This is a genomic window from Streptomyces sp. NRRL F-5727 (genome assembly GCF_000719555.1).
In the GTDB taxonomy this organism is placed as follows: Bacteria; Actinomycetota; Actinomycetes; order Streptomycetales; family Streptomycetaceae; genus Streptomyces.
The window spans coordinates 1-18,514 of sequence record NZ_JOGX01000052.1; the positions used below are offsets into that span (position 1 = coordinate 1).

The 18,514-nt window shown below is 73.1% G+C and carries 21 protein-coding genes; 10 read left to right on the forward strand and 11 right to left on the reverse strand.

The genetic code is table 11. The features are described from left to right. Positions 1 to 499 (reverse strand): FAD-dependent monooxygenase (locus IF73_RS38065; protein ID WP_158822163.1); only part of this gene is annotated, 499 nt, incomplete at its 3' end. Between the two features lie 73 nt (positions 500 to 572). Here IF73_RS38065 and IF73_RS0127885 point away from each other — a divergent pair. Beyond that, positions 573 to 1,133: a TetR/AcrR family transcriptional regulator gene (locus tag IF73_RS0127885; protein ID WP_031012906.1), complete on the forward strand. Its 561-nt coding sequence runs from the start codon at positions 573 to 575 to the stop codon at positions 1,131 to 1,133. Positions 1,134 to 1,173: 40 nt separating this feature from the next. Here IF73_RS0127885 and IF73_RS0127890 read toward each other — a convergent pair whose 3' ends face one another. Then, positions 1,174 to 1,461 (reverse strand): hypothetical protein, encoded by a 288-nt coding sequence (locus tag IF73_RS0127890; RefSeq protein WP_031012908.1) that lies wholly within the window; start codon positions 1,459 to 1,461, stop codon positions 1,174 to 1,176. Positions 1,462 to 1,714: 253 nt separating this feature from the next. On the opposite strand from IF73_RS0127890, the gene IF73_RS0127895 reads away from it, so the two are divergent. Continuing rightward, positions 1,715 to 2,914, forward strand: a complete 1,200-nt coding sequence (locus IF73_RS0127895; RefSeq protein WP_031012911.1) for a S8 family peptidase — start codon at positions 1,715 to 1,717, stop codon at positions 2,912 to 2,914. Positions 2,915 to 3,078: 164 nt separating this feature from the next. Here the strand turns inward: IF73_RS0127895 and IF73_RS0127900 are convergent, their stop codons facing one another. Continuing rightward, positions 3,079 to 4,035, reverse strand: coding sequence for a GlxA family transcriptional regulator (locus tag IF73_RS0127900; RefSeq protein WP_031012913.1), 957 nt, complete (start codon positions 4,033 to 4,035; stop codon positions 3,079 to 3,081). A gap of 119 nt (positions 4,036 to 4,154) precedes the next feature. Between IF73_RS0127900 and IF73_RS0127905 the strand changes: the two genes are divergently transcribed. Beyond that, positions 4,155 to 5,087, forward strand: coding sequence for an NADP-dependent oxidoreductase (locus IF73_RS0127905; RefSeq protein ID WP_031012915.1), 933 nt, complete (start codon positions 4,155 to 4,157; stop codon positions 5,085 to 5,087). Positions 5,088 to 5,138: 51 nt separating this feature from the next. Here IF73_RS0127905 and IF73_RS0127910 read toward each other — a convergent pair whose 3' ends face one another. Further along, entirely contained in the window at positions 5,139 to 5,591 is a 453-nt protein-coding gene (locus tag IF73_RS0127910; RefSeq protein ID WP_031012917.1) for an Lrp/AsnC family transcriptional regulator, read from the reverse strand. 107 nt (positions 5,592 to 5,698) lie between these two features. On the opposite strand from IF73_RS0127910, the gene IF73_RS0127915 reads away from it, so the two are divergent. After that, on the forward strand, positions 5,699 to 6,643 hold the full coding sequence (locus IF73_RS0127915; protein ID WP_031012919.1) for an SMP-30/gluconolactonase/LRE family protein: 945 nt from the start codon (positions 5,699 to 5,701) through the stop codon (positions 6,641 to 6,643). A gap of 173 nt (positions 6,644 to 6,816) precedes the next feature. Here IF73_RS0127915 and IF73_RS0127920 read toward each other — a convergent pair whose 3' ends face one another. Beyond that, positions 6,817 to 7,440, reverse strand: a complete 624-nt coding sequence (locus IF73_RS0127920; RefSeq protein ID WP_031012920.1) for a LysE family translocator — start codon at positions 7,438 to 7,440, stop codon at positions 6,817 to 6,819. Between the two features lie 116 nt (positions 7,441 to 7,556). On the opposite strand from IF73_RS0127920, the gene IF73_RS0127925 reads away from it, so the two are divergent. The 5 genes from IF73_RS0127925 to IF73_RS0127945 all read left to right on the forward strand — a co-directional run bounded on the left by IF73_RS0127925 (position 7,557) and on the right by IF73_RS0127945 (position 11,848). Further along, the gene (locus IF73_RS0127925) at positions 7,557 to 8,012 is read left to right on the forward strand and encodes an Lrp/AsnC family transcriptional regulator (protein WP_031012921.1); all 456 of its coding nucleotides are present in this window, start codon (positions 7,557 to 7,559) and stop codon (positions 8,010 to 8,012) included. Between the two features lie 151 nt (positions 8,013 to 8,163). Continuing rightward, the gene (locus IF73_RS0127930) at positions 8,164 to 8,571 is read left to right on the forward strand and encodes a YciI family protein (protein WP_031012923.1); all 408 of its coding nucleotides are present in this window, start codon (positions 8,164 to 8,166) and stop codon (positions 8,569 to 8,571) included. Between the two features lie 8 nt (positions 8,572 to 8,579). Next, positions 8,580 to 9,791 (forward strand): RNA polymerase sigma factor, encoded by a 1,212-nt coding sequence (locus IF73_RS0127935; protein WP_031012926.1) that lies wholly within the window; start codon positions 8,580 to 8,582, stop codon positions 9,789 to 9,791. 219 nt (positions 9,792 to 10,010) lie between these two features. Further along, positions 10,011 to 11,147: a DUF3103 family protein gene (locus IF73_RS0127940; protein ID WP_051717387.1), complete on the forward strand. Its 1,137-nt coding sequence runs from the start codon at positions 10,011 to 10,013 to the stop codon at positions 11,145 to 11,147. Between the two features lie 68 nt (positions 11,148 to 11,215). Next, positions 11,216 to 11,848, forward strand: coding sequence for an NUDIX domain-containing protein (locus IF73_RS0127945; protein WP_031012930.1), 633 nt, complete (start codon positions 11,216 to 11,218; stop codon positions 11,846 to 11,848). On the opposite strand, the gene IF73_RS0127950 is transcribed toward IF73_RS0127945, so the two are convergent. From IF73_RS0127950 to IF73_RS0127965, 4 genes are all read right to left on the reverse strand, one after another. Continuing rightward, positions 11,805 to 12,182, reverse strand: coding sequence for a hypothetical protein (locus IF73_RS0127950; RefSeq protein ID WP_031012932.1), 378 nt, complete (start codon positions 12,180 to 12,182; stop codon positions 11,805 to 11,807). The genes IF73_RS0127945 and IF73_RS0127950 overlap by 44 nt on opposite strands. A 73-nt stretch (positions 12,183 to 12,255) precedes the next feature. After that, complete coding sequence (locus IF73_RS0127955; protein ID WP_031012934.1) at positions 12,256 to 13,779, reverse strand: alpha/beta hydrolase; 1,524 nt, start codon at positions 13,777 to 13,779, stop codon at positions 12,256 to 12,258. A 148-nt stretch (positions 13,780 to 13,927) separates the two neighbouring features. Beyond that, on the reverse strand, positions 13,928 to 14,446 hold the full coding sequence (locus IF73_RS0127960) for a hypothetical protein (RefSeq protein ID WP_031012936.1): 519 nt from the start codon (positions 14,444 to 14,446) through the stop codon (positions 13,928 to 13,930). 76 nt (positions 14,447 to 14,522) lie between these two features. Beyond that, positions 14,523 to 16,061: a flavin-containing monooxygenase gene (locus IF73_RS0127965; protein ID WP_051717388.1), complete on the reverse strand. Its 1,539-nt coding sequence runs from the start codon at positions 16,059 to 16,061 to the stop codon at positions 14,523 to 14,525. Between the two features lie 569 nt (positions 16,062 to 16,630). Between IF73_RS0127965 and IF73_RS38070 the strand changes: the two genes are divergently transcribed. Beyond that, complete coding sequence (locus IF73_RS38070) at positions 16,631 to 17,260, forward strand: PASTA domain-containing protein (protein ID WP_078868292.1); 630 nt, start codon at positions 16,631 to 16,633, stop codon at positions 17,258 to 17,260. 78 nt (positions 17,261 to 17,338) lie between these two features. Here IF73_RS38070 and IF73_RS0127975 read toward each other — a convergent pair whose 3' ends face one another. Together IF73_RS0127975 and IF73_RS0127980 are read right to left on the reverse strand one after the other, a co-directional pair. Next, the gene (locus IF73_RS0127975; RefSeq protein ID WP_031012941.1) at positions 17,339 to 17,779 is read right to left on the reverse strand and encodes a DUF6228 family protein; all 441 of its coding nucleotides are present in this window, start codon (positions 17,777 to 17,779) and stop codon (positions 17,339 to 17,341) included. 65 nt (positions 17,780 to 17,844) lie between these two features. Then, positions 17,845 to 18,429 carry a DinB family protein gene (locus IF73_RS0127980; protein WP_031012943.1) on the reverse strand — a complete coding sequence of 195 codons (585 nt, stop codon included), beginning with the start codon at positions 18,427 to 18,429 and terminating at the stop codon, positions 17,845 to 17,847. Positions 18,430 to 18,514: the final 85 nt, after the last annotated feature.

Here is an 18,514-nt window from a genome sequence, read left to right on the forward strand (position 1 = left end):
ATCGAGGGGTGGGTTGACCGGGGGCGGGTTGACGGGTGGCTTCGGGGGCGGGTTGGTGGGCTGCTCCGGGGGTGGGCTGACGGGTGGCTTCGGGGGCGAGGTCCGGGCCGGTCACCGACTCGACCTCCGCGCCGATGAGGAGCGCCTCGGCGGGCAGCCCGGCGCGCAGCAGCCGGTGCAGGGTGGATCGGGGGATGCCCATGATCGGCGTACCCACCGCCCGCTCCAGCGCCGCGCCGTCCATACGGGTCAGCCAGCTGCCGCCCGGTGTGCGGGTGCCGCCGCTGTACTGGCCCCGCGAGGCTTCCCGTACGCCCGCGCCGACTCCCAACGCGCCCAGGGCGCGCAGGCCGTTGGCCGCCAGGGAGATGCCCGCGCCCGCGTCGTCGAGCACGGGAGCGCGTTCGACGACGGTCACGTCCCACCCGACGCGGCGCAGACCGATCGCAGCGGCCAGCCCGCCGATGCCCCCTCCGACGACCACTGCTGTGTTGCCCATACCGAACCCTCGACTTTCTACACCTGTAGAAGGAGGAGGCTAACCGAACCTCTACAGGTGTAGAAAGGGGGGCATGGTTTCCGACCGACGCGCGTTCCTCGCGGACGCGGCTCTCGACGTACTCGCCGACGAAGGCATCCGCGGCCTGACCCACCGGGCGGTCGACCGCCGGGCCGGCCTGCCGTCCGGCACCACGTCGGCCTACTACCGCACCCGGGCCGCGCTGCTCACCGGCCTCGTCACCCGCCTCGTCGCACGCGACCAGGCGGAACTCCAGACCGTGGCCGAGGAACTGCCGCCGCTGCGCACGGTCGAGGAGCTGGTGGACGGCATGGCGCTGCTCGCCCGCCGGAGGCTCACCGGCGAGGGCCGGCGCCGCTCGCTGGCCCGTTACGCCTGCGCCGTCGAGAGCGTGCGCGACCCCGAGCTGCGCGAACTGCTCGTCCCGCGCGAGAACGCCGGACGCGAGGCCGTCCGCCTGTTCCTCGCCGCGCACGGGGCCCCGGACGTGGAGACCCGTACGCACACCCTGCTGACCTGCATCGACGGCCTGGTCTTCGACCGGCTCGTCAGCGGCGGCGACGTATCACGCGAGGCGCTGGAGGGCCTGGTCGCCGCGGCCCTGCGCCGGTGACCGCTCGCCGCCGCCACGCATCGGGCTGAGGATCAGAGGATCAGCCGAGTCCGCGGTGGGCGGCCCACATCGCCCCAGCGCGACCGGCGGCCTCGGAGACGAGGGCCGCCAGTTCGGGCTCGTCGGGGACCGGGAACGAGACGTACGCGCCCCGCCCGCCGGCCAACGGCCGGCCGTACGCCTTCACGGCGAGGCGCCCGTCCGGGAGAAGCCGGACGTTGAGGGTGGTGAGGGTGAAGTCCTCACCGCGCCGGCTCGCCGTCCAGCGGAGCGTCTCGGGGATCGTGACGTTGATCGCCAGAGCGCTCACTTCCAGGTCGCTGCTCATGGACGGATGCTCTCATGCGAGCCTGCGGCGGCGTGCGCGGTGCGGCTCGTCGCGCGGGGACGCCACCGGGCCCACCGCCACGACGGACGTCCGCCGAACTCCCGGTTGTGCACCTCGATGTCGGCGTACCGCCCCTCGGTCAGGACGGTTCGCCGCCGAGGCGGAGCGCATTGCGGTGATGTTTCGGCTATCCACCCGAACAGATCGTCAATGTCCTAGAAGGTGATCGTTTCTGCATGTTCCCCTCCCCTTTGTGAACACACGTACCAGACTCGCTCTCGCGAGTGCCGCCCTGTCCGCGCTGGCCCTCACCGCTCCGACCGCGACGGCGTTCGGCTCCGTCGCCGCCGGGCCGGAGCCGGAGCCCGCGCCGCTCGTCACCGCCGCCAACGCGGTGCCCGGCAAGTACATCGTGACCCTCGACCGGACGGTCGACGCGGCCAAGGCCGCCGAGCGGCTGAACCTCAAGCCGACGTTCGTCTACGAGAAGGCCCTCAACGGGTTCGCCGTGCCGCTGACCGCGACGCAGCTGGACCTCGTCCGGAAGACGCCCGGCGTGACGTCCGTCGAGGAGGACGCGGTGACGGTCGCGCCGCCGCGGCCGTCCACCCCGGCCGGCGCCCGCAGCCCCGCCGCGTCGTGGGGCCTGGACCGGATCAACCAGCTGAACCTGCCGCTCGACAACGACTTCACCACCGAGGGCAGCGGCGCCGGCGTGACGGCGTACATCCTCGACAGCGGCATCGACTTCGCCCATGACGAGTTCGGCGGGCGCGCCACGTTCGGCTTCGACGCGATGGCCGACGGGCGGGCCGGGCAGGACTGCAACGGGCACGGCACGCACGTGGCCGGCACGGTCGCCGGCAGCACGTACGGGGTCGCCCGCAAGGCCAGCCTGGTGAGCGTCCGCGTGCTGGGCTGCGACGGCCGGGGCTCGTACTCGGGGATGATCGCCGGGTTCGACTGGGTCGCCCGGAACGCCCGGCAGCCGGCCGTCCTGAACGGCTCCCTGGGCGGTGACAGGTCCACCGCGCTGAACAACGCCGCCACGGCTCTCCGCTCGGCCGGCGTGCTGCCCGTCATCGCCGCCGGCAACAGCGCCAAGGACGCCTGTACCGTCTCGCCCGCCTCGGCGGACGGCACGCTGACCGTCGCGGCCTCCAACGCGTGGGACGAGGAGACGTCCTTCTCCAACTACGGCCGGTGCGTGGAGATCTACGCCCCCGGCCAGGACATCGTGTCGGCCAAGCTCGGAGGCGGCGCCGTCGCGCTGAACGGTACGTCGATGGCCGCCCCGCACGTCGCCGGTGTCGCCGCCCTGTACAAGGCCGAACACCCGACGGCGTCCCCGGCCGAGGTCGCCGCGTGGCTCGACGAGCAGGCGTCGAAGGACCTCCTGACCAACATCAGCACCGGCTCCCCCAACAAGCTGCTCCACACCGGCGGCCTGTAGTCCACCGTCGCCGGGCGACACCCAGGGCCCAGGTCGACCGCGACCTGGGCCCGCGTCACCGGCTCGCGCGCCGGCGCCGTGCCGGGCCCGCGCCCACCCGCCCCCCGCCGACAGCCCGCCGAGGGGATGCCGGCCCAGGACGACGAGTCGCCATCCCGGCGGGGTCAGGCCGTCGGGGCGGTGCCCCGGAAGGTGCGGCGGTAGGCGAGGGGTGAGACGCCGATCGCGGCGTGCAGGTGTTCGCGGAGGGAGGTGCCGGTGGCGAAGCCGACCTGGCCGGCGATGTCGTCCACGGCGAGGTCCGTGGTCTCCAGGAGGTGCCGGGCGCGGTAGACGCGCTGCTGGATCAGCCAGCGGCCGGGGCTCGTCCCGACCTCCTCGTTGAAGCGGCGGGCGAAGGTGCGCAGGCTCATCCGGGCGTGCCCGGCGAGTTCCGTCAGCGTCAGGGGTTCGTGCAGGTTCTCCAGCGCCCACTGGCGGGTGGCCGAGGTGCCGTGCGCGGCCGCCGGGGGCACCGGGTACTCGATGTACTGGGCCTGGCCGCCGTCCCGCCACGGCGGTACGACGCAGGCCCGGGCGACGTGGTTGGCGACGGCGGCGCCGTGGTCGCGGCGTACGAGGTGCAAACAGACGTCGACGCCGGAGGCCGCGCCCGCCGAGGTGAGCACGTCCCCGTCGTCCACGAAGAGCACGTCCGGGTCCAGGGCCACCTCCGGGTACCAGGACCGGAAGACGTCGGCGACGGCCCAGTGCGTGGTGGCGGGCCGGCCGTCGAGCAGACCCGCTGCCGCCAGGACGAAGGCGCCCGTGCATATCGACACGATCCGCGCCCCGGGCCGTACGGTCGCGAGCACCTCGCCCACGTGCGGCGGCAGCTCGCGCGAGAGCCGGGAGATGTCGAAGGGCGGCAGCAGCACCGTGTCCGCCGTCGCGAGCACCTCGGGCCCGTGGCCCACCGTGACCGAGTAGTCCGCGTTCGTGGCGACGGGGCCGCCGTCGACGGAGCAGGTCAGGACTTCGTAGCGGTCCTGGAGGGCGCCGAAGACCCGGCTCGGGATGCCCAGTTCGAAGGGGTACACCCAGTCCAGGGCGAGCACGACGACACGGTGGAGGGCGGTCATGGCACGATCCCGTCGGAAGATGGCATTCATGCCATGGTACGACCCCGGGGGCCCCGGCGAGGCTGGTGCACATGACGAACACCCTGACCAACGCCGTGACGAACGCGAACGCACCCACCATGCTCGCCATCAGCCAGGACGCCCACGGCACCCCCGAGGTGCTCAAGGAGGTCGTCGTCCCGCGGCCCGCGCCCGGCCCGAGCCAGATCCTCGTCGCCGTCCGCGCCGCCGGCGTGAACCCGACCGACTGGAAGCACCGCGCCGCCGGGCTCTTCCTGAACCGCGTGCCACTGGTCCTCGGCTGGGACGTGTCCGGCGTCGTCGAGGCCGTCGGCTTCGGCGTCACCCTGTTCAAGCCGGGCGACGAGGTCTTCGGCATGCTGCCCTACCCGCACGGCGTCGGCTCCCACGCCGAGTACGTCACGGGCCCCGCCCGCGCCTTCGCGCGCAAGCCGGCCGGCATCGACCACGTCCAGGCGGGCGCGCTGCCGCTCGCCGCGCTCACCGCGTACCAGGCGGTCGTCGACACGGCCGGGGTCCGCTCCGGGCAGCGCGTGCTGGTCCACGCGGCGGCGGGCGGGGTCGGTCACCTCGCCGTGCAGATCGCGAAGGCCCGTGGCGCGTACGTCATCGGCACCGCCAGCGCCGCCAAGCACGCCTTCGTACGCTCCCTCGGGGCGGACGAGGTCGTCGACTACCGCACCACCGACTTCCGCGAGGTCGTCGGGGACGTCGACATGGTGCTCGATCCCCTGTCCGGCGACACCCGGGCCCGTTCGCTGGACGTGCTGCGGCCGGGCGGCCTGCTCGTGTCGCTCCTGCCGGGGACGGATCCGGACGAGGCCGCGAAGGCCGCCGCCCGCGGGGTACGCGTCGAGACCCTGCTCGTCGAGGCGGACCATGCGGGCATGAACGCCGTCGCCGACCTGGTCGCCTCCGGCGCCCTCCGCGCTCATGTCGAGGCCGTCTTCCCGCTCGCGGAGGCGGCCAAGGCGCACGCGCTCGGAGAGACGGGCCGTACGACCGGCAAGCTCGTGCTCACCGTCCCGTAGCCCGATCGCGGTTCCGGCGGCGGTGCCCTGGTGGCCCCGCCGCCCTGAGGATCAGGCCCCGTCGGCGGCGAGGGGGGAGACCGGCCGTTCGAAGAAGGTCTCCAGGACCACCGTGGCCTGCGTGCCGCTGACGCCGTCGATCGCGTAGATCCGGCGCAGCACGTCCTGCAGCTGCTCGGTGGTCGCGGTCCTGACCTTCACCAGCACGGAGGCGCTGCCGGCGATGACGTGCGCCTCCACGATCTCGGGGAGCGCGGCGAAGTCCTGCGCCGAATCGCCCATCCAGGAGGTCGAGTCGACCATCACGTACGCCAGGACGGCGCTGCCCACGGCGGCCGGGTCCACCTCGACCGTGGTGCGCCGGATGACGCCGCGCTCGCGGAGCTTCCGCACCCGCTCGTGAGCGGCGCCGGCGGACAGTCCGACGGCCTGCCCCAGCGCGGCGTAGGACTGGGTGGCGTCCTGCTGGAGCCGGGCCAGCAGCGCGCGGTCGATGTGATCCACCACTCTCCCTTCGGCGTCTTCTTGCCGTGACCATACCTCATCTTGCAATGTTCCCCTGACGCCGATTCTTCTTCGGCGCATGGCGGTTTTCCTGAGGAGTGGATCCTGTGAGCAGCGAGCGCCCCGGGCTGTACGAGATGCTGGACGAGCGGTTCCGCACCGGGCGGTGCATGAACGGCGACGAGGCGCTGGAGGTCCTGTACACGGGCTGCCGCTGGGCCGAGGGGCCGATCTACGTGCCGGCCTGGCGCCAGGTGGTGTGGAGCGACATCCCCAACGACCGGATGCTGCGGTGGGACGAGGAGACCGGTTCGGTCGCCGTCTTCCGCCGCTCCGCCGGGCACACCAACGGCAACACCCTCGACCGCGAGGGCCGGCTGATCACCTGCGAGCAGGGCAACCGCCGGGTGACCCGGACCGAACACGACGGCACCGTCACCGTGCTGGCCGACCGCTGGCGGGGCAAGCGCCTCAACAGCCCGAACGACGCGACCGTGAGGTCCGACGGCTCCGTCTGGTTCTCCGACCCGGACTTCGGCATCACCAGCGACTACGAGGGGTACCGCGCGGAGAGCGAGATCGGCTCCAACAACGTGTACCGGATCGATCCGGCCACCGGCGAGGTGCGGCTGGTCGCGGACGGCTTCGGCGCGCCGAACGGGCTGGTCTTCTCTCCCGACGAGCGGCGGTTGTACGTCTCCGACACCCGAGCGGGGTTCATCCGGGTCTTCGACGTACGGGACGACGGCACCCTGTCGGACGGCGAGGTCTTCGCCCAGGCCGGGGCCCGTGAGAGGGCCCGCTTCGACAACCTCCGCTTCGACGAGGGCGGCCGGCTCTGGGTCGCCGCGATGGACGACGGCGTGCACTGCTACGACCCCGACGGCACCCTGATCGGCCGGCTCGACGTCCCTGAGGCGGTCGCCAACATCTCCTGGGGCGGCGCGAAGCGCAACCGGCTCTTCATCGCGGCGGAGACCAGCCTGTACTCGGTGGTCATGGCGGTCACGGGCACCCATCCGACCGGACCGGGACGGCGGCCCTGGCTGTAGGCGCCTCGCCCCCGGAGCCGGGCGGGGGGCGGCGGCCCGGCCTGTAGGCCCTCACCCGCGGCGTCGGGCGGGGGGCGGCGGCCCGGGCTGCAGGCCCTCACCCGCGGCGTCGGGCGGGGGACGGCGGCCCTGGCTGCAGGCCCCTCGCCCCGGAGTCGAGCGGGGCCGGGCGCTCAGACCGCCAGGCGTTCCACCAGCAGAAGGGCGCCGATGGCGATCATCATGGCTCCGCTGACGCGGGTGACGGCCCGGGCGGCCGAGGGGCGGGAGCCGAGGACGGTACGGGCCAGGACGGCGACGGCGAGGTAGACGACGGCGCAGGCGGTCAGGTGCACGGTGCTGAGCAGCCCGGTCTGCGCGGCGACCGGCCAGCCGGTCACGGGGTCGATGAACTGCGGGAAGAGCGAGAAGTACAGCAGCAGCGCCTTGGGGTTGAGGCCGCTGGTCCCCGCCCCCTTGAGCAGGACCCGCAGCGGGGAGGCGTCCGTCCCGTCCCCCGCCCCCGCCGCGGGGGCCGCGGCCGGCTGGCGCAGGAGGCCCCAGCCGAGCCACAGCAGGTAGCCGGCGCCGGCGACCGTCAGGGCGGTGAGCGCGGCCGGGGAGCTCGCCACGATCACGGCGAGGCCGGCGACGGCCACCAGCGCGTACGCCGCGTGGCCGGTGAGCAGGCCCGCGACCGCCGGGACGACCGAGCGGTCGCGCAGGCCGGCGGAGATGGCGTACGCCCAGTCGGCGCCCGGGGTGACCACCAGGAGCAGGTCCACCGCCAGGAAGGCCGCCAGCGTCGTCGTGTCCATCGTTCGTTTGTTCCCTCTCGCACTTCTTGTTCCGGGAGGGAAGGGTAGGCGGGATTCGCCCGAAGATGTTTGCGCCTTTCCCCCTCGATCGCGGGGTTCGGGGGAGAATCTTCTCCATGGACGCACTTGACCGGAAGATTCTGACCGAGCTGCAGCTCGACGGCCGCCTGACCATCACCGAACTGGCCGCCCGCGTGCAGCTCAGCGTCTCTCCCTGCCACCGCCGGCTGCGCGACCTCGAACGCGAGGGCGCGATCCGTGGCTATCGCGCCGTGGTCGACCCCGCCGCCGTCGGCCTGAACTTCGAGGCCCTGGTCTTCGTCACCCTGCGCTGGGAGACCCCCGACACCGTCACGGCCTTCGAGGACGCCGTGGCCGCCGTGCCCCACGTCCTGCAGGCACAGCGCCTCTTCGGCGAACCCGACTACCTGCTCCGGGTCGCCACCACCGACCTGACCGCGTTCCAGCAGCTCTACGACCAGCGGCTCGCACGCCTGCCCGGGGTCCAGCGTCTGACGTCCACGCTGGTGATGAAGAACGTCATCGACGACCGGCCGCTGCCGGAGAGCTGACCCGCCGCCCGACGGGCGACACGCCGGCCGCGACGGCTCCGGAAGAAAGACCGAAAGAACTTCCGGCGGTGATGTCGAGAATCCGGGTCCGGCTTCGTCCCCGGTGCGAACGCGGCCAGAATGGGCCGCACCAGCACCGAGGAGAACCACGATGGCCAAGTACCTGCTGCTGAAGCACTACCGAGGCGCCCCGGCCGCGGTCAACGACGTGCCGATGGACCAGTGGACGCCGGAGGAGATCTCGGCCCACATGCGGTACATGCACGACTTCGCGGCCCGGCTGGAGAAGACCGGCGAGTTCGTCGACGGTCAGGCGCTCGCCCCCGAGGGGGCATGGGTCCGCTACGACGGCGAGGGGCGCCCGCCGGTCACCGACGGACCGTTCGCGGAGACCAAGGACCTCATCGCCGGCTGGATGATCATCGACGTGGACGACTACGAGCGCGCCGTCGAACTGGCCGGGGAGCTGTCGGCCGCCCCGGGCGCGGGCGGCAGGCCGATCCACGAGTGGCTGGAGGTGCGCCCCTTCCTGGCCGCACCGCCCACCATCACGGAGTGACGCCACCCATGGACGAGGCACTGCTCAGGAGCCTCACCCCGGGCGTCCTCGCCGTCCTCGTCCGCCGCGGAGCCGACTTCGCGGCGGCCGAGGACGCCGTGCAGGACGCCCTGGTCGAGGCGCTCAGGGCCGGTGCGGCCGGCCCCGCGCCGCACCCCCTCGACGGCGCGTCCTCCCCTGCCCCGAGCGCACCCCCGGGCGGGGCGGACCCGCTCCGGGACCCCAAGGGCTGGCTGATCACGGTCGCCTGGCGCAGGTTCCTCGACGCGACGCGCGCCGACGCCGCCCGCCGACGGCGTGAGGACCGCGTCGAGGAGGAGCCGACGCCGGGGCCCGTGCCCGACGTCGACGACACGCTCCAGCTGTACTTCCTGTGCGCGCATCCGTCGCTGACACCGGCGTCGGCGGTGGCGCTCACCCTGCGGGCCGTCGGCGGGCTGACCACCCGGCAGATCGCCCACGCCTACCTGGTGCCCGAGGCGACCATGGCCCAGAGGATCAGCCGGGCCAAGCGCACCGTCTCCGGGGTGCGCCTCGACCGGCCCGGAGATGTGGCCACCGTGCTGCGCGTCCTCTATCTCGTCTTCAACGAGGGCTACTCCGGCGACATCGACCTCTCCGCGGAGGCCATCCGGCTCACCCGGCAGCTCGCGGCCCGCGTCGACCACCCCGAGGTGTACGGCCTGCTCGCCCTCATGCTGCTCCACCACGCCCGGCGCGCCGCCCGGACCGCGTCCGACGGCAGCCTGGTGCCGCTCGCCGAGCAGGACCGCGGCCGCTGGGACACGGCGCTGATCGCCGAGGGCGTCGGGATCCTGCAGGCGGCGCTCGCCCGCGACCGGCTGGGCGAGTTCCAGGCCCAGGCCGCCGTCGCGGCGCTCCATGCCGACGCGCCCACCGCCGAGGAGACCGACTGGGTGCAGATCGTCGAGTGGTACGACGAGCTCGCGCGCCTCACGGACAACCCGGTCGTCCGGCTCAACCGCGCGGTCGCCGTGGGCGAGGCCGACGGACCGCGGGCCGGCCTGGCGGCGCTCGCGGCGCTGGACCCGTCACTGCCCCGGCACGCCGCGGTGGCCGCGTACCTCCACGAACGCGACGGCGACCTGACGACGGCGGCGCGCCTGTACGCCGAGGCCGCGCACAAGGCCCCGAACCTCGCGGAGCGCGACCACCTGACCCGTCAGGCGGCCCGCCTCAACGCGCGCCGAGCACGCTGAGCGGACCACCCGGGCGGCTGACCGCCCGGCCCGGCATTCGCGTCAACTCCCGTTCACCCCTGAGCCGTTGAGGCGGTCTATACGCGTAGACGGATCGTGCTCCATCATGGTCGCGCTCCACCCCGGCACCACCGCGCACCGGTCGCACATCCGCGGCCGGTGTCTCCGGCGCGCCCTGGCACCCCGGGGCCGCCGTCCGACTTCGCTGGAGGATGTCTCGTGTCCGTCAGAAAGCAGCTCCGCACGGCCCTCTGCGGCCTCGCCCTCACCGGCGTCGTGGTCACCGCCGCGCCCGCCACCGCCGTGGCGACGCCCGCCGTGAACAGTGCGGCGAAGAAGTCGCCCGTGACGGCCGCCGAGGACGCCGCCGCCCGCGCGCTGGCCCGCTCGCTCGCCGACTCCGCCTGGCGGGCCGAGGCGGGCCGGGCCGTCGCGGACGGTACGGAGAGGGGCCTCGGGGCGCTGGCCGGGGGCTCCCGCACCCGGGCCGCGGCGCCGCTCGCCGCCGCTGTCGCCGCCGCGGACCGCGCCGTCGCCACGGCCAAGGGCCTGCCCGCCGACACGGGCGCCCTGCTCACCGTGACGCTGACCGGCGCCACGCACTCCGGGCGGGCCCCGCTGGTCGCCGTCGAACCGTCCGACGACGAAGCCACCGCCGTCACCGCCTACGACACGCACGGCCGGGCGCACACGCTGGACGTCTCCCGCACGCCCGACGTACCGGTGTACGTCGTCGGCGTCGACGGGGAGAAGGCGGTCGAGGCCGGTACGCGGGTCCTGGAGCGGGAGCTGGCCGCCGCGGGCGTCGCCACGGCCGCGCCGGACGCGACGACCCCGACGACCTCGGCGACCTCGGCGAGCAGCACCGGCTTCTGGACCTCCCGCATCACCTCGGTGCGCCTCGACGACGACAAGGAGACGTGGATCAAGGGCGATGCCGAGATCTTCAGCATCGTCAGCGGCTTCGGACTCGACGGCAAGGTCCGCGTCGACACGGTGACCCACCCGTACCTCGACGACGCGGGGACCACGTACCACCCGAACCAGATCCTGGTGAACTGGTCGCTGTACAAGTACAACCTGGCCGACGCCGTGATGATGGAGGACGACGGCGACACCGACTACTCGGCCCTGGCCAAGGCCATCGCCGCCGCGCTGCTGACCATCGCGGACCTCGGCGCGTACATCCCGCTGGTCGATCCGGTCGTGGACGCCGTCCCGTCCTCCTTCTGGACCGACGACGCCGACTTCGTGGACGCCTGGTACACGCTCGCCCGGGAGATGACGGGCACCCGAGACGGGGCCGGCGCCAACGGCCGGTTCACCTTCGACCGGTACTGGGTCTCCGCACTCTGACGACCGCCGCGTTCAGGAGGGCGCCGACGACCGAGCCGACTGTCAGTCCCTCCTGACACCCTGTACGCATGACCGCGATCGGCGATCCGCTCGCCTCCCGCCCCGACACCGACCGACCGCGCGCCCGCCTGCTGGACCTGGTCGGCGCCATCGAACCCTGGGACGACCTGGAGCGCGCCCACCTGGCGACCGCCGCGGAGTGGATCACCGGCGGCGCACCGCTCTACCGGGTGCGCGCACCGGACGTGCCCCCGATGCACCTGGTGTGCTACTTCGTCGTCCACGACGGGGCACGCGGACAGCTGCTGCTCACCGCCCACCGCAAAGCGGGACTGTGGCTGCCCGCCGGCGGTCACGTCGAGCCGGACGAGGACCCCTGGGACACGGTGGTCCGCGAATGCCGGGAGGAGCTGTCCCTCCGGGCCACGGCCTCGTCGCTCACCGGCGAGCGCCCGCTCTTCCTCACCGTCACCCGCACGCGGGAACAGGATCCCCACACCGACGTCGCGCTCTGGTACGTCCTCGACGCGGACGCCGACTCCGTCACCACGTACGACGAGGGCGAGTTCGAGGCGATCAGATGGCTGACGAAGGAACAGGTCCTCCAGGAGCCCGTCGACCGGCTCGACCCCCACATGCACCGCTTCACCCACAAACTCAGGCGGCGGGGTCGGGGAGGGGCCGGCGCCAGTCGCCCGTAGTTCTGCGGAGGATCCGGCGGGCCAGGGTGCGCACCTCGGTCCAGGTCCGGTCGGTGACCAGGGATTCGGCCCAGAGACCGGCGCGGTCGGCGGCGGTGAGCTCGGCCAGGCGGCGGCCGAGTTCCTGGAGGTCACGGGTGTCCTCGGGGGCGAGGACTCCGCGCTCCGCGAGTCCCTCGGAGATCCGGCAGACCAGTTCCACCTCCTCGACGACGGACGCCGTGTCCAGGTCCCGGCCGGTCAGCCAGGCGCTCTGGTCCTCGGGGTCGGCGGCGAGGAGGGCCATCCAGCGCAGCGTCCACGTCCGCAGGCGCTCGTCGTTGAGGAGGTTCATGGCTGCACGATCTCACCGGGCGGGAACGGGCCCCGCGTCGACCCCTCAGCAGTCGGCCCCCGCAGACGGCTCCTCAGCAGCGGATGTCGGTGGCCGGCCGTTCTCCCGTCAGCAGGAACCGGGTGACGGTGCGGTCGCCGCAGGCGTTGCCCGCTCCGCCGGCGCTCACGAGGTAGACGCCGTGGCCGCCGCGGTCGACCGAGACCATCCGGGCACGGTCTCCGAGCGCCTCGCGCATCTTCAGGCCGGAGGAGTGCGGGGTGGACGGGTCCCGCAGGTTCTGGATCATGAGGATGTTCGATGGGCCCTCGTCGGTGAGGCGGACCGGCTTCTCCACCGCGCCGCCCTTCCAGAAGGCGCAGGGCGTGACGTTGACGGGCATGCCGCCGGTCAGCGGGTGCCGGGCGCGGTCGGCTGCCACCGCACGGGCGTACGCCGGTACGGAACGGGGCCAGTCGACGTCGTTGCAGACGACGCCCACGGTGACCGCCGCGGCCTCGTCCGGCATCGCGCCGGACAGCTCCGGCGGCAGCACGGGCACGGCCTGCGGGTCCCGAGCCTGGGCGGCGAGCCGCGCGAAACCGGGGAAGGCGGCGTCGGAGTAGAGCGCGAGCTGAAGCGCCTGGCGGAAGGCGGCTCCGGTGAGCGGCGCGCCGGGCACGGCGGTGGTGCGGGGCGCCCGGTCGAGCCGCGCCGCGAGGTCGAGGACGAGCGCCCGTACGGCCTCCGGGGTGTCGGCGAGCCGCAGGCCCTCCGCCGCGCGGTCCGGGTGGGACGCCCAGGCGGCGAAGTCCGGGAAGCGGTCCTCGGCGCCCTTCGCCATGTCGGCGAGCCAGCCGTACGCGACCCGGCGCGGGTCCGGGTCGGCGCTGCTGTCCAGGACCCAGCGGTCGGTGCGCCCGGGGTGCTCCTGCGCGTACCGGGCGGCGACATAGGTCCCGTACGAGTTGGCCCACGCCGACAGCCGCTCCTCGCCGAGCGCCTGTCGCAGCAGCTCCATGTCCCGCACCTGGTTGGCGGTGGTGAGGCTGCGCAGCACGGGGCCGCCGTCGCGGGCGCAGGCTTCGGCGATCCGCCGCGCCCGCTCGGCGTTGGCGCCGATGGACCCGTCGTCGCCCGGCCAGGACCGCAGGGTCAGCATCCACCGGTCCCGCTCCGCGAGCCCGCACCGCGCCTTCGTCGAACCGCCGACGCCGCGCGGGTCGAAGGCAACCAGGTCGTACACCCCGCCGGTCTCCTTCGCGAGCGCGGCCCCCTTCTGCGCGAGCCGCTGCACCCCGGAGCTCCCGGGCCCGCCCGGGATCACGAGCAGCGTGCCGCGGCGGGCCTCCGGGCGGGTGCCGGCGAGGCGGGACACGGCGAGTTCGACGCGGGGGCCGTCGGGGTCGGCGTGGTCGAGCGGCACGGAGAGGACGGCGCACCGCTGCCCCTCGGCCGGTTTCACCGAGGCGGCACATTCGCCCCACTGGAGCCGGCCGCCGGAGGCGGCGCCGGTCGCGCTCGCGGGGCCGGTCGAGGCGACGAGGCCGGCGGAGGCGAGTGCGGCGACGGAGAGGACGGAGGCGGCGAGGGAGGTACGTACGCGGCGTGTTGTCATGGCTCCACCCTGCCGTCCCGCGACCGGACGCCCCATCAGGCCACCGGGCCATTCGGGGTGGGGTCAACCCCCGTGTGCGACAGTCCCGTTGTCCCCAGGGGTCTGACGAGCCGGGAGTTCTGGGCGGAGTTCGTGCCGCACGCCGACGTCAGGGAAAGTACAGGCCCGCCTTCTCCAGCACATGGCCCGTGAACATCGCGCCCCAGACCACCCGGCCCCGGTACATCGTGGTCCGGACGGTGTCCGGGGCTGTCTGGACCGTGACGGGACGGCTGACGACGGTCGTGTCGATGGTCCGCGCGTCCTGCGCTGCCCACTGGGCGGCGGCCGGATCGACGTACGGGCTCACGAGGGCGGGCAGCACCAGGGTCACGTTGCGGGCGCCCGGTATGCCGCCGCGCAGGCTCTTCGCCCGGCTCATGGCCCAGACGGTGAACTCCTCCAGGGTGACGACGTCGACCTGGGGCACGGCCGCGGCGAAGACGAACAGCTCGGACTTCGTCCCGAACCAGCGCGCCTTGCGGTCCGCGCGCTGCGCGGCCACGACCGGGCGGCCGTTCCACTCCGGCGACGTCACCGCGCAGCCGTCGGCCGTCAGGCGCCCGGCGAGGCCCGCCAGGTACGTGCCCGCCGCGTCGGCGGTCGCGTCAGATGCATGCTGAGTCATGACAGCAGATCCTCCAACACCCCACGGAGGGCGGGGAAGAGGAGTGCGACACGAACCCGCCGGCCGCCGGCGGACGTCACCTCTCGTTCAGCTTGCGGACCCCTGAGGCGTTCCGTTCGGCGGCGCGCGTGGCCGGGCCCGAGAAGCGGAGGTGGCCGTCGGCGATCGCGGCGTGCCGGAGCAGTCTGCGGTCGCCGCGGTAGCTCGTCGACGTCACCCACGGCACGCCCGGTCCCTGCCGGGGCAGCCGGTCGAGCGCTCGCCGTACGTAGCCGGCGCCGAAGTCGAGCATGGGGCGGGTGGCCAGGCCGGGTTCGCTCTCGGGCCGGGCGGTGTCGTGACCGTACCGGTCCATGTGGGCGAGGAGCCGGCAGACGTACTCGCAGAGCAGCCCGATCTTGAGCGTCCAGGAGGCGTGGGTGTAGCCGAGGGCGACGTTGAGGTTCGGGATGCCCGACAGCATGGTGCCGCGGTAGAGGAGCGAGTCGGCGGGCGAGACGTCGGTGCCGTCGACGGTGAGGCGCATGCCGCCGAGGAGCTGGAGACTGAGGCCGGTGGCGGTGACGACGATGTCCGCGGGGAGTTCCCGGCCGGATCGGAGCAGGATCCCGTCCTCGGTGAAGGTGCTGATCCGGTCGGTGACGACGGAGGCCGTGCCGGCGCTGACGGCCTTGAAGAGGTCGCCGTCCGGGGCGGCGCACAGGCGCTGGTCCCAGGGGTCGTACGGCGGGTTGAAGTGCTCGTCGACCGGGAAGCCGGCGGGCAGGAGCCGGGCGTTCGCCGCGCGGATCAGCTTCCGGGTCGCGCCCGGGAAGCGCCGGGCGAAGCGCCAGACCAGCTGCTGCCGGGCGATGTTCTTGCCGCGCGTCACGGCGTGTCCGCGCCGGTCCCCCAGGACGCGGCGGAGGAAGCGGGCGGTCTTGTCCTCCTTCGAGACGGGCACGACGTACGTGGGGGTCCGCTGGAGCATCGTGATGTGCGCTGTGGCGCCGGCCATGGCGGGGACGAGGGTGACGGCGGTGGCACCGCTGCCGATGACGACCACGCGCTTGCCGCGGTAGTCGAGGTCCTCGGGCCAGTGCTGCGGATGCACGATCTGCCCGCGGAAGCGGTCGCGGCCCTCGAAGTGCGGGGTGTGGCCCTCGTCGTAGCGGTAGTAGCCGGTGGCGCAGAAGAGCCACCCGGTGGTGAGCTCGATCCGCTCGCGCGCGCCGGTCGCCGGGTCGGTGCGCTCGACCCGTACCGTCCAGCGAGCCGTCGCGGAGGACCAGTCGGCGGCGACGACCCGGTGGTGGTAACGGATGTGCCCGTCGAGGCCGTTCTCGGTCGCGGTCTCGCGTACGTAGGACAGGACGCGGGCGGCGGTGGCGATGGACTCCCGGTCACGCCACGGCCTGAACTCGTATCCGAAGGTGTACAGGTCCGAGTCGGACCGGATGCCGGGGTACCGGAACAGATCCCAGGTACCGCCGGAGGCGCCGCGCCCCTCCAGGATCGCGAACGACCTCCCCGGGTGCCTGAGCCGCAGGTAGCGGCCGGCGCCGATCCCGGAGATCCCGGCACCGACGATCAGGACGTCCAGGTGCTCCACGTGCGGCGGCGGGTACGAGGTCATAGGGAAGAGCATGCGCCACGCCGGATCCGGACTCGACAGCGGACTGCCCTCCCCGTACGGCCGGCCCGATCGACGCGCGTCCCGGTCGTCCCCCTCCGTGACGGACGAGGCGCCCGCACTCCCCCCTCCACCAGACAGCCGAGATGCCGTACGCATCCTCCGTCGGCCGTCAGCGCCCTGTACCGGGGGTCGCTCGCGAGGTCGGGCTTCCAGGAGACGACGGGCCGATCACGGGTGACGCCCTCGAAGTCCACGCCGAGGTCGTCCTCGCAGGACGCCCTGCCCGTCCCAATGGTGTGCCGCATGTGCTCACGGAACGCGCCTCTGACCGCACGGGGCCGCCGGCCATCGACTCGCATGCCTTCGCGAGCACCGCGATGAGAGCGACCGTGGCCACCAGGGCCACGGACAGGGCAGCGACACGGAATGAGCGCCGCGGGTTGCGGCGCGGGGGCGGGCGCGTACCGCTGCCGTGCTCAGGAGCGGATGAGTGCGACGCCGCGAGGTCGGATCGTCACAACCTCACGAACGCCCTGCGCGATCAGCACGCCATCCGCCAGGCTGAGCCGATGCGCACGAGATCCCCGCTCGACCCCACACGCACCCCCCTCTCCATCCTCACCCTGACCCTCGCGCTCGTCCTCGCCGTCGCCGCCTGTGAGGAAGCCCCCGGCCCCGGCCCCGGCTCGAACAAACCGGGCACCGCCCGCTCTCCCCAGGCGACCGGCAGCCTCCCGGACATGACCGGCAAGGGCCTCCAGTCCGCCCAGGACCAGTCCCAGGCCGCCGGCTTCCACCACCTCCATTCCCACGACGCACTCGGCCGCGGCCGCGTGCAGGCGCTCGACCGGAACTGGAAGGTGTGCGACCAGACCCCGAAGGCGGGCAAGCACCCCACCGACATCAAGATCGACTTCGCTACGGTCAAGCTGGAAGAGGACTGCCCGACCGACGACCAGGCCACGGAGATCCGCGAGCCCGCCCCCACCATGCCCGACTTCACAGGCAAGTCGGTCAGGACGGCCCGCCGGTCCCTCGACACCTCCACCAGCCTCACGATCACCGACGCCTCCCCCGAGGGCCGCCTGATCCTCGTCGAGTCCAACTGGCAGGTCTGCACCCAGAACCCCGCCGCAGGCACCAGGCTGAACGGCCAGCCGGTCACCCTCAGGGCGGTGAAATTCGACGAGACGTGCTGAGCAGCGACCGGTCCAACTCCCATGGCACCGCAGTCAGTCGCCTCACAGGATCCGTCTCTGATGCCGTTGGTGCTTCAGCTACTCGACCGCGGTCGTGAGGAACGTCTGGAACTCGGCAGCGGGAATGCGCATCTCCTCGCCGGCCGCGTGCACGGTGGTGGTCTCGAAGCACCACTGCTCGGACCGGGGCCGGTCATGAATGCCCCAGGTCAGGTGAACATAGCCGCCCGAGCGGTGCTCGGCCGAGATGGTCAGGTCGCGTTCCAGAGAGCGCCAGGTACGTGCCCCGTCCCAGCCACGGAAGTCCTCGGCCAACGAGGAGAGGAAGGTGTCGAGTCCGTCGCCGTCCCATGTGCGCACCAAGGTCTCGACGCTCCCCCACCGCCCGACCGCTCTGACGAGGAACTCGATGGTGGGGTCGTCGCCCCCGAACGGTCTGGCCGGCTCGGAGAAATGCAGGTGAACCGGTCGCGGTCCCGAGCCGTCTCCCACGCGAACCAAGGGGCTTTCTTCGATCATCTGAGCAGGCTAGAGGTCGTGGGAGGCTCGTCCAGCTCGCCGTCGGTGTGGCGGGAGTGCGGCTTCTACGCCTCGATGGCAGCGGCCGACCTGGCGGCCTGCTCGATCTTCGCGCGGTATGCGGCACGGGCTTGCTCGTCGATGGGCTTCTCGTGTTCGGGGCGCAGGCCGGTTCGGCCGTCGAGGGTTTCGCGCAGGATGTCGGCGTGTCCTGCGTGACGGATGGACTCGCCGAGGACATGGACCAGGACGGCGAACAGGTTGGTGTCGGCATGGGGTTCCGGCCACCATGGCACGTGGCCGGGGGCGTCGAGGGGAAGCTCGTCGATCGTCGCGTCCGAGTGTTCCCACGTGCGCCGGTAGAAGCCGATGATCTGGTCGCGGGTCTCGTCCTCGGCCGCCCACTGGTCGCTGCCGTCGGAGTCCTGCCAGCGGGACAGTGGTTCCGGGGAAGGGCGGCCGAAGACCTCGCCGAAGTATCTGGCCTCCACGGTGGCCAGGTGTTTGACCAGGCCGAGGAGGTTGGTCCCGGTCGCCGTCAGGGGGCGGCGGGCGTCGTACTCGGACAGGCCGTCGAGCTTCCAGAGCAACGCTTCACGGTCCCGCCGCAGTCTCCCGTGCAGGTTGTCCTTCGCGAATTCGTCGGTCATGCGGCATGAGCCTGCCATGCGCGGCTCGTGGCCTCAAGATTCCGCGTCTGGCCCCCCACGTGGGCTGGGCAGGACCCTCACATGC

Excerpts from the sequence above, each read along its gene's own strand:
- IF73_RS0127930 (WP_031012923.1), top strand. The coding sequence starts at position 8,164 with ATGGCCAAGTACCTGCTGCTGAAGCACTACCGAGGCGCCCCGGCCGCG.
- IF73_RS0127980 (WP_031012943.1), bottom strand. The coding sequence starts at position 18,429 with ATGACCGACGAATTCGCGAAGGACAACCTGCACGGGAGACTGCGGCGG.
- IF73_RS0127955 (WP_031012934.1), bottom strand. The coding sequence starts at position 13,779 with ATGACAACACGCCGCGTACGTACCTCCCTCGCCGCCTCCGTCCTCTCC.
- IF73_RS0127885 (WP_031012906.1), top strand. The coding sequence starts at position 573 with ATGGTTTCCGACCGACGCGCGTTCCTCGCGGACGCGGCTCTCGACGTA.
- IF73_RS0127905 (WP_031012915.1), top strand. The coding sequence starts at position 4,155 with ATGCTCGCCATCAGCCAGGACGCCCACGGCACCCCCGAGGTGCTCAAG.
- IF73_RS0127900 (WP_031012913.1), bottom strand. The coding sequence starts at position 4,035 with ATGACCGCCCTCCACCGTGTCGTCGTGCTCGCCCTGGACTGGGTGTAC.
- IF73_RS0127945 (WP_031012930.1), top strand. The coding sequence starts at position 11,216 with ATGACCGCGATCGGCGATCCGCTCGCCTCCCGCCCCGACACCGACCGA.
- IF73_RS0127920 (WP_031012920.1), bottom strand. The coding sequence starts at position 7,440 with ATGGACACGACGACGCTGGCGGCCTTCCTGGCGGTGGACCTGCTCCTG.
- IF73_RS0127950 (WP_031012932.1), bottom strand. The coding sequence starts at position 12,182 with ATGAACCTCCTCAACGACGAGCGCCTGCGGACGTGGACGCTGCGCTGG.
- IF73_RS0127925 (WP_031012921.1), top strand. The coding sequence starts at position 7,557 with ATGGACGCACTTGACCGGAAGATTCTGACCGAGCTGCAGCTCGACGGC.
- IF73_RS38070 (WP_078868292.1), top strand. The coding sequence starts at position 16,631 with ATGCGCACGAGATCCCCGCTCGACCCCACACGCACCCCCCTCTCCATC.
- IF73_RS0127890 (WP_031012908.1), bottom strand. The coding sequence starts at position 1,461 with ATGAGCAGCGACCTGGAAGTGAGCGCTCTGGCGATCAACGTCACGATC.
- IF73_RS0127965 (WP_051717388.1), bottom strand. The coding sequence starts at position 16,061 with ATGACCTCGTACCCGCCGCCGCACGTGGAGCACCTGGACGTCCTGATC.
- IF73_RS0127975 (WP_031012941.1), bottom strand. The coding sequence starts at position 17,779 with ATGATCGAAGAAAGCCCCTTGGTTCGCGTGGGAGACGGCTCGGGACCG.
- IF73_RS0127935 (WP_031012926.1), top strand. The coding sequence starts at position 8,580 with ATGGACGAGGCACTGCTCAGGAGCCTCACCCCGGGCGTCCTCGCCGTC.
- IF73_RS0127960 (WP_031012936.1), bottom strand. The coding sequence starts at position 14,446 with ATGACTCAGCATGCATCTGACGCGACCGCCGACGCGGCGGGCACGTAC.